At 75.0% G+C, this 9,110-nt stretch carries 7 protein-coding genes; 3 read left to right on the top strand and 4 right to left on the bottom strand.

Translation table 11 applies throughout. The features are described from left to right. On the bottom strand, positions 1-633 hold a 633-nt coding region (locus ACFU7Z_RS29530; RefSeq protein WP_380780805.1), incomplete at its 3' end, for a MarR family winged helix-turn-helix transcriptional regulator. Between the two features lie 55 nt (positions 634-688). On the opposite strand from ACFU7Z_RS29530, the gene ACFU7Z_RS29535 reads away from it, so the two are divergent. From ACFU7Z_RS29535 to ACFU7Z_RS29545, 3 genes are all read left to right on the top strand, one after another. Continuing rightward, positions 689-1,765 carry an ABC transporter substrate-binding protein gene (locus ACFU7Z_RS29535; RefSeq protein ID WP_380780807.1) on the top strand — a complete coding sequence of 359 codons (1,077 nt, stop codon included), beginning with the start codon at positions 689-691 and terminating at the stop codon, positions 1,763-1,765. 126 nt (positions 1,766-1,891) lie between these two features. After that, complete coding sequence (locus ACFU7Z_RS29540; protein ID WP_380780809.1) at positions 1,892-3,385, top strand: APC family permease; 1,494 nt, start codon at positions 1,892-1,894, stop codon at positions 3,383-3,385. Continuing rightward, positions 3,382-4,401: an acetamidase/formamidase family protein gene (locus ACFU7Z_RS29545; protein WP_380780811.1), complete on the top strand. Its 1,020-nt coding sequence runs from the start codon at positions 3,382-3,384 to the stop codon at positions 4,399-4,401. The genes ACFU7Z_RS29540 and ACFU7Z_RS29545 overlap by 4 nt, the downstream gene beginning before the upstream one ends. A gap of 152 nt (positions 4,402-4,553) precedes the next feature. On the opposite strand, the gene ACFU7Z_RS29550 is transcribed toward ACFU7Z_RS29545, so the two are convergent. From ACFU7Z_RS29550 to ACFU7Z_RS29560, 3 genes are all read right to left on the bottom strand, one after another. Then, a complete protein-coding gene (locus tag ACFU7Z_RS29550; RefSeq protein WP_049650008.1) occupies positions 4,554-4,922 on the bottom strand; it encodes a BlaI/MecI/CopY family transcriptional regulator in 369 nt (122 codons plus the stop codon). 215 nt (positions 4,923-5,137) lie between these two features. Then, positions 5,138-7,879 (bottom strand): FtsX-like permease family protein, encoded by a 2,742-nt coding sequence (locus tag ACFU7Z_RS29555; protein WP_380780813.1) that lies wholly within the window; start codon positions 7,877-7,879, stop codon positions 5,138-5,140. After that, on the bottom strand, positions 7,876-8,676 hold the full coding sequence (locus ACFU7Z_RS29560) for an ABC transporter ATP-binding protein (RefSeq protein ID WP_117486990.1): 801 nt from the start codon (positions 8,674-8,676) through the stop codon (positions 7,876-7,878). Before ACFU7Z_RS29560 ends, ACFU7Z_RS29555 begins: the two co-directional genes overlap by 4 nt. Positions 8,677-9,110 lie beyond the last annotated feature (434 nt).

Here is a 9,110-nt window from a genome sequence, read left to right on the forward strand (position 1 = left end):
GTCGTAGCCGTGGGTGGAGCCGGGGACGCTCTCGGCGTTCGCCGCGTAGTCGGGTTCCTTGCCCCGGTCCTCCTCGACGTAGGCCCAGAAGGTCATCGAGAATCCGCCGCGCCGGACGGGTTCGCGCGGCACGAGCGGGCTGGGGGCGAGGACGGGAACGCCCCGGTCGGCGAGCCACTGCGTCACGTCCAGCTCGTCCCGCTGGCGGCGCGCGAGGGCGTCCAGCCGGGTCAGCCGGGTGCGGCCCTGGCGGGAGAGGTGGGCGGTGATCCGGCGGCGGTCCTGGTCGTCCTGGCGCCGGTAGACCCAGCCGGAATCGGCCAGCGAGTCCACCAGCCGGCTCAGGCTCGCCTGCGGGATCAGCAGGGCCTGGGCCAGCTCGCCCATCGCGTGCCCCCGGTCGTCCGCGAGGACGCGCAGCAGCCGCCACTGGTCGACGGTGCAGTCCTCCTCGGCGAGGGCGGCGGCGAGGCCGCCGGAGAGCCTGCGGTGGGCCAGCGTGACCAGCTCGACCAGCAGCGGCTCCGGGGCGGCCGGGGGGCGCGCCGCGGCGGCGACGGTCTGCTCGGCGGCCGGGGCGGCGGGATCGCCGGGACGGCCGTCGACCCCCGGTGCGGCACCAGCTGCGGTCATCGGACCCTCCCGTTCCGGCCTTCCCCGATATCGGCGGTACGACGATACTCGCACCGTGAGCATCGAGGTGAGGGTGATCGATCCGCTCGATGCGCTGCACTCGGCTCGGGACGGGGCGGCGTTCCGGGTGGGCCTCGTCGTGCCGCAGTCCGGCCCGCTCGGGCTCACCGGCCCGTCCGCGCTGGACGGCGCGCTGCTCGCCGCGCACGAGGTCAACGCGGGCGGCGGGGTCCTCGGCCGCCCGCTGGAGCTGGTGCTGGTGGACGGCGGCGGCGCGCCGGGCCCGGTCGCCGGGGAGGTGCGGCGCCTGCTGGACGCCGGGGCGCTGGACGCGCTCGCCGGGTGCCACACCAGTGATGTGCACCGGGCGGTCGAGACCGTCGCCGCGGGCCGTCTCGCGTACGTCTTCACCCCGCCGCACGAGGGCGGCTCCCGGCTGCCCGGCGTGCTCTGCACCGGCATCGACCCGTCCCGCCAATTCGGCCCGGCGATCCAGGAGTTGACGGACCGTCACGGGATCGGCCGGTGGGCGCTGATCGGCAACGACTACATCTGGCCGCGCTCCGTCCACCGGGCTGCCGAGGGGCTCGCGGCGCGGGCCGGCGCCCGGGTGGTGCTGGAGCGGCGGGTCCCCTTCGGGGCGGTCGAGGAGGCGCTCGACCCGCTGCTGGACGCGCTGCGTTCGGCCCGCGCGGACGCCCTGCTGCTCAGTCTGATCGGGCGCGACCTGGTGCAGTTCAACCGGGCGCTGCGGCGCAGCGGGCTGGACCGCGGGCTGGTGCGGCTCTCCGGCTCCCTGGAGGAGAACGGCCTGCTCGCGCTCGGCGGCGACGACACCGGGACGCTGTACGCGGCGATGCCCTCCTTTGCGACGCTGGCCGAGGAGCGCCGGCAGCGCCTCGCCGAGCGGCACCGGGCCCTGTGCGGTCCGTGGGCGCCGGTCCTGGACGCCTACGCGGTGGGCCTGTACGAGGGCCTGCGCCTGCTCGCCGACCTGGCGGCCCGTCGGGCCCTGGCCCCGGACGGCCTGGCGGCGGCCGCGGGCCGGCTGCTGCACGGCGAGGCCGCGGGCCGGGCGCCGATCCACCTCGCCCGGGCCGAGGGCCTCGGCTTCGCCGTCCTGCCCCGGTAGGTCAAGCCGGCCCCGGGCACTCCGTTCTCGTCAGGTGGAATGTCGGAACGAAACCCTTCCATCTGGAAATAGTTCCCTCTACAGTCTCCCCACACCCCCTCAGGGTCGTCACGGAGAGAGAGCACCATGGCCGACACACCCGCACCCCAGGGCATCGAGAGCTACGGCTACCAGCAGGAACTGCGCCGTTCGCTCGGCTTCACCGACCTGCTCGTCTACGGGCTGGTGTTCATGGTGCCGATCGCACCGTTCGGCATCTTCGGCGGCGTCTTCCAGGGCTCCGGCGGCATGGTCGCCCTGGCCTACGTCCTCGGCATGGTGGCGATGATGTTCACCGCCCTGTCGTACGCCCAGATGTCCCGGGCCTTCCCGATGGCCGGCTCGGTCTACACCTACGCGGGCCGCGGCATCGCCGCCCCGGTCGGCTTCCTGTCCGGCTGGATGATCCTGCTCGACTACGTGCTGGTGCCCGGGCTGCTGTACCTGATCGCCGGTGTCGCGATGAACTCGCTGGTGCCGTCGATCCCGGTCTGGCTCTGGCTGATCGGCTTCGTGCTGCTCAACACCGTGGTCAACTACCTGGGCATCGAGACCACCAACCGGGTCAACAAGGCGATGCTGATCGGCGAACTCGTCGTGCTGGCCCTGTTCGTGGTGGTCGGCGTGATCGCCCTGGCCAACGGCAAGGGCCGGGGCTTCGACTTCACACCGCTGTACAACGGGCACACCTTCTCGTGGAGCCTGGCCTTCGGGGCGGTCTCGATCGCGGTGCTCAGCTTCCTGGGCTTCGACGGCATCTCCACCCTCTCGGAGGAGAACCGGGACTCCGCCAAGGCCATCGGCCGGTCCATGGTCGCCGCGCTGCTGCTCGCGGGCACACTGTTCATCGTGCAGACCTGGGTCGCCTCGCTGCTGGTCGCCGACCCCGACGCGCTGATCCGGGACGGCGACCCGAACGGCACCGCCTTCTACGACGCGGCCCGCACCGCCGCCGGCGGCTGGCTCGCCACACTGACCGCCGCCTCCACCGCCGTGGCCTGGGGCTTCGCCAACTCGCTGGTCGCCCAGGCGGCCACCTCCCGGCTGCTGTACGCGATGGCCCGCGACCGCCAGCTGCCCGCCTTCCTGGCCCGGATCCACCCCACCCGCCGGGTGCCGGTCAACGCGACCCTGCTGACCGCCGGGATCTCGCTGGTGCTCGGCCTCTACACGGCCTCGCGCGAGGACGGCATCACCCTGCTGAGCACCCTGGTCAACTTCGGCGCGCTGTCCACCTTCCTGGTCCTGCACGTCGCCGTGGTCGTCCACTACCTGGTCCGCAAGCGCAGCAAGGACTACTGGCGGCACCTGATCGCCCCGGCGCTCGGCTTCGCGATCCTCGCGTACGTGGTGGTCAACGCCAACATCGCCGCCCAGCGGCTCGGGTTCGTCTGGCTGCTCGTCGGCGGGATCGTGCTCGCCGGGCTGGTGGCGACCGGGCGCAGGCCCCGGCTGGCCGTCGCCGAGACCGATGCCGAGGCCGCCGCCACCGGTGCCACGGCCGGGAACGCCACCACCACGAACACCACTGCCGCGAACAGCACCGCCATGAACAGCACCCCCGCCGAGGAGAAGCAGTGAGCCTGCCCGAGACCGTCCGGCTGTCCCCGACCCCGGAGGACTACGCCTACACCTTCGGCGGCCGCGCCCCGCTGGTCACCGTCCAGCCGGGCACCGTCGTCGAGTTGACCACCGAGGACTGCTTCGGCGGCAAGGTGCGCGGCACCGGGGACCTGCCCAGCCAGGTGTGCGTCTTCCCCTACCTCAACCCGGTCACCGGCCCGATCGCGGTGGCGGGCGCCGAGCCCGGGGACATCCTCGCGGTGCACTTCGCGGAGATCACCCCGGCCCGGGAGTACGGCGTCTCCAGCACCTTCCCGCACTTCGGCGCGCTGACCGCGACCCACACCACCGCGATGCTGCACGCGCCGCTGGAGGAGCGGGTCTGGGTCTACGAGCTGGACGCCAAGGCGGGCGTCTGCCGGTTCCGGGCCCGCAACAGCGGGTTCACGGTGGACCTGCCGCTCGACCCGATGCACGGCACGGTCGGTGTCGCCCCGGCGGCCGGCGAGGTGCTGGCCTCGATCACCCCGGGCGCGCACGGCGGCAACCTGGACACCCCCGAGATGCGGGCCGGCACCACCGCCTACTTCCGGGTCAACGTCGAGGGCGGCCTGCTCGCCATCGGTGACGGCCACGCCCGCCAGGGCGAGGGCGAGGTGTGCGGCACGGCGGTGGAGGCGGCGATGCGCACCACCGTGATCGTCGACCTGGTCAAGGGCGGGGGACCGGCCTGGCCCCGGCTGGAGAACGACGACTTCCTGATCAGCACCGGCTCCGCCCGTCCGCTGGAGGACGCGTTCCGGATCAGCCAGCACGACCTGGTCGGCTGGACCGGCGAACTGCTCGGCCTGGACCAGCTGGACGCCTACCAGCTGGTCAGCCAGGCCGGCTTGGCCCCGGCGGCGAACGTCTGCGACACCAACTACACGATGGTCGCCAAGCTGCCGAAGACCCTGCTCGGCCGGGCCCGCGCCTACGACGGGCTGCACGACCGGCTGCGCCGGACGGCGGAGGCGTACCTGCGGCACCGGTGACAACGCCGGTCCGGCCGCGCGGGTTCAGGCGCGCGGGTCAAGGACACGGCAAATCCCACGAACCCCCACCCCCCCACCCCCACCCGGGGCCCGTCGGCACCCCCACGCCGACGGGCCCACGGGGGCGTGTCCGGGGACGGATCCGAGCGCGACTACCCGGCCTCCCGGGACCTCGCGTGTTCGAGGGCGGCGAGCAGGGCCGAGGCCTCCGCCCCGCTGATCCGGTCGACGAAGTGGAGCAGCGCGCCCGCCCGGTCGGGGGTGGTCTCCAGCGCCCGGTGCATCAGCCGGGCGGTGTACTCCTCGCGGGTGCAGCTCGGCCGGTACACCCAGGCGCGGCCGACCTTGTCGCGGCGCAGCCAGCCCTTGGTGTGCAGGATGTCCGCGACCGTGGTGACGGTGGTGTACGCGACGGCCCGGTCCCGCTGGAGGTCGTCGACCACCTCGCGCACCGTGGCGGGCCGGTCCCAGGACCAGAACCGGTCCATGATCTCGGCCTCCAGGTCCCCGAACCCCCGCAGCACCGCCCTCTACTCCCTCTGCTCCCTCGCCGAACCGGACGCCGACGCCCTTGGCCCGCCGGATCGCGGCCCATGGTACGGCGAGCGCCGGGCGCCCGCCCCCGGGTGAGGGGGACGGACGCCCGGCGCGTAGCGGTCGGTGCCCGGGTGGTGCCCAAGCGGTGTCAGCCGGTGGTCGGTACGTGTGCAAGACGTGTCCGAGGCCGACGGGGCCGTCAGGACAGCCGCCGCCCGAGCGGGATGCGGGAGCGGGTGAACAGCGCCGCGAGCAGCCCCGCGACCACCGGCAGCACCAGCACGATCAGCAGCAGCTCGCCCCAGGGCGCGGTGATCAGCGCCGGCTTGGCCCCGAAGCCGCTGGCCCGGGACTTCAGCAGCCCCACCGCCGGCACGAACCCGTTGACCGCCCCGAGCAGCGCGCCCAGCAGGGCGATCAGGGTGCACTGGAGGCCCGCCATGCTCCGCCGGATCCGCGGCGGCGCGCCGACCGCGGCCAGGGTGGCCTGGTCCTGCCGGGAGTCGGCGGCCGCCAGGCCGGTGGCGATCCCGGCCGCGCCGAGCACGACCAGCGCGGCGAAGCCGGTGAGCGCCAGGCTGAGCGCGTCGCCCGTGGGCTGGTAGCCGCGCTCCACCTCCAGGGTGGCGAAGCGGTCCAGCCGGACGGCGGCCGCCGCGGCGCGCTGCTGGGCCTTGCGGTCGGGCGGCGTGGCGGGCAGCCAGACCGAGCCGGACGGCCGGGACGTGAGCCCGAGCGCGGGCAGCGCGGAGGGCAGCGCCAGGCCCTGGGCGAAGTCGGCGGCGGCCGGGTTGTCGACCAGCACCGCGTCGACCGGGACCTCCTGGACGTCCGGCTTGGGCACCTCGCCGGGCTGCAGCGGAGCGCCGCCCCCGCCGCGCAGGACCATCACGGCCTTGCCGTCGGCGCCCACCAGGGACCGGTCGAAGACCAGCAACTTACCGGCGGCCAGCGCCTGTTCGGCGGCCGGGTCGTGGACGGCGAACAGGTTGTGCAGCACGGTGACGTCACCGGCGGCGATGTGCGGCGGCGAGCCCAGGCCGCGGCGCTCCGGCGGGCCCTGGAGCTGGACGACGCTGGAGCAGTTGTCGCAGAAGCGGTACTCCACCTGGCCGAGGTCGCCGCGCGGGCCGAGCCCGGACAGCTGCTTCTCCAGCTCGGCCCGCTCCTCGGTGAGCCGGGGCCCGTCGACGTACGTCATCAACTGGACGGCGCCGTACGGGGCCTGCGGCCGGTAGTCGCGCCGGTCCTCGGCGTCGGTGCTGGTGGAGTAGACGCCGATGGCGACGGCGCCGGCCACCGCGGCCATCACCGCGGCCACCGCCGGAGCGGTGCGCGAGCGGTGCCGGGCGGCGTCGCGCAGCGCCAGCCGGGGGCCGAGCGGCAGCCGCCCGGCGGCCCGGCCGATCAGGGCGACCAGCATCGGGGTGCACAGCAGCAGGCCGATCTCGGCGGTCACCGAGCCGCCGAGCACGGTGAGCGTACGGGTGTCGTAGCCGCCCGCGCCCGGCTGGTCGCGCTTCACGGCGCCCGCGCCGTACATCGCGAGCACGGCGCCGAGGACGAGCAGTCCCAGGCCGGCGAAGGTGACCAGCCGGCTGGGGGCGCGGACGGTGTCCCGGCCGGTCAGCCCGGCGGTGACGCTGCGCCGGGCGGCCTGCAGCGCGGGCAGCGCGGCGGCGAGCAGCGCGGTGAACAGGCCGATCCCGGCGATCGCGAGGAGGTCCAGCGGCGGCACGGCGAAGTGGCCGAAGCGCACGCCGCCGAACTGCTCGATCCGCGGCCGCAGCAGGGCGACCACCGCGGTGCCGAGCACCACGCCGACCACCGCCCCGGTCGCGCCGAGGACGACGCCGCCGCCGAGCACCACCGCGCCGACGTGGGCCCGGCTCCCGCCGGCCGCGCCGAGCAGGGCGAGCTGGCGGCGCGAACGGCGGGCGCCGACCGCGAAGGCGGGCCCGGCGAGCAGCGCGATCTCCAGCAGCGCCATGCCGCTGACGACGGCGACGACCATCTTGGTGTTGTTGGCGGCCGTCGGGTCGTGGTAGCGGTACGCGTCGCGGTAGTAGGGGACGGCCTGCTCGGGCGGCGGGGCGATCGCCACCGAGCGCGCGGTCAGGGTGTAGCCGTGGGCGTTGAACCGCTGGACGGCGGCCCAGTCGAGGGAGGCCCCGGACGGCAGTCGGACCAGCCAGCCGGACCGGGTGGCCGAGGGCTTCTCCGCGACGGGCCCGCCGGCCGCCAGTGCGGTGTTCAGCGGCTCGATCAACTCGCCGGGCCGGGCGACGAGTTCGACCCGTCCCAGCTCGCTCGGGTGCTCCACCACACCGGTGATGGTGTAGCCGGTGCGCTCCAGGCCCTGGAGGGTGGTGGTGGCTCCGGTCTTGAGCCCGGAGCGGTCCAGGAAGGCCCGGGTGACGGCGACTTCGTGCGGGGCGCTCGGGGCGCGGCCCTCGACCAGGTCGAGCCGGCCGCGCCAGATCGGGTCGCCGAGGTCGGCCTCGGTGGTGAGGGTGCGGACCAGGCCCTCGGGCGAGTCCGCGCCGGCCTCCGGCCCGGGCCGGGCCGGGGTGAGCGCGCTGCCGGGCGGCAGCAGCGCGGCGACCAGGGCGGCCGGGTCGGTGCTCGCGCCCTTCTCCTGCTCGGCCGTCGGCTTGTCGCCGGGGCGGGCCGGGACGGTGAAGGCGCCGTCCTCGGCGATCGGGGCCTGCTCGACCGGTGTGCCCGGGGCGAGCGAGGTGACCAGGGCGTCCGCGCCGCCCACCACCCGCTCGACCCGTTCGGCCGGGGTCAGCTGCCCGCTGCGGTGGACCACGTCGGCGCCGGTGACGCCGAGCACGGGCAGCGCGATCATGGCGGCGATCAGCGCGCTGCGGCCCTTGGCGCGCAGCGCGTCGCGGCGGGCGATGCGCAGGGCGACCCGCCAGGCTCCGAACCTCACTGCGCCACCTCGCCGACCGCACCGGAGGGGTGCACCGCGGCGAGGCGGGCGGAGGAGCGGCGGCCGGGGGCCTCCGAGGCGACCGCGCCGTCCCGCAGGTGGACCACCCGGTCCGCCCAACTGGCGTGGGCCGCCTCATGGGTGACCATCATCGCGGCGGCGCCGGCGTCGCAGCGGGCGCGCAGCACGGCGAGCACCGCCTCGCCGGTGGCCGAGTCGAGGGCGCCGGTCGGCTCGTCGGCGAGTACCAGCCGGCGCTCGCCGATCAGGGCGCGGGCGATGGCCACGCGCTGCTGCTGGCCGCCGGACATGTCGTCGGGGAAGCGGTCGGCGAGCTCGCCGATGCCCAGCTCCTCCAGTGCGGCCAGCGCCTCCCGGCGGGCCCGGCGGCCCGGGACGCCGTCGAGTTCGCGAGGCAGCGAGATGTTCTCGGCGGCGGTCAGGGCCGGGATCAGGTTGTAGTCCTGGAACACGTACCCGATCGAGCGCCGCCGGAGGTCGGCGAGCCGGCCGCGGCCGAGGCCGCCGAGGGCGACCCCCTCCACCAGCACCTCGCCGTCGCTGGGCTGGTCCAGCCCGCCGGCCAGGGTCAGCAGGGTGGACTTCCCGGAGCCGGACGGGCCCATGACGGCGACGAACTCGCCCGGGTGGACGGCCAGGTCGATGCCGCGCAGGGCGTGCACCTCGGCGGCGCCCCGCCCGTGCACGCGGGTGACGTTGGCCAGGCGCAGGACGGGTGCGGGCCGGTTCGGATCGGTGTGGGACACACTTCCCCCTCGTGAGCTGCTCAACTGCATATGTCGGTGAACTATATATGTCGGAGGACGTGACGCAAGGCGGGCCGGTTCCCGGGCGGCGGTGATCGGATTCGGTCAAACTTCTACAAAGCTGTCGAGGAAGAGCGGGAAACCCCTGCCCCGGTCGTTCGGAGGCGGTCTATGCTCGGGACGGCTCACGGCTCACGGCTCCGGAGGCGCCCGAGACCCCCGATGCGCCGACGCGCCGTCACGTCGTCCGGGGCCGACCGCACGGCCGGCCCCCGCGCCCTGCGCGCCTCCCCGCCGACCACCGTGGCGATGGCCATCATCGAGGTCGCCCGGCCTGCCGGGAGCATCGACCGCGTGCCACCGTCCGTCCCCCTCCTCCCGTGAAGGAGGTGCCGTCGTGCACACCCTGACCACCGTCGACTTCCTGGTACGGCTCGCCACCGGCGTCGCCTGCGGCGCGCTGA

The organism is Kitasatospora sp. NPDC057518 (assembly GCF_042802075.1).
Taxonomy (GTDB): Bacteria; Actinomycetota; Actinomycetes; order Streptomycetales; family Streptomycetaceae; genus Kitasatospora.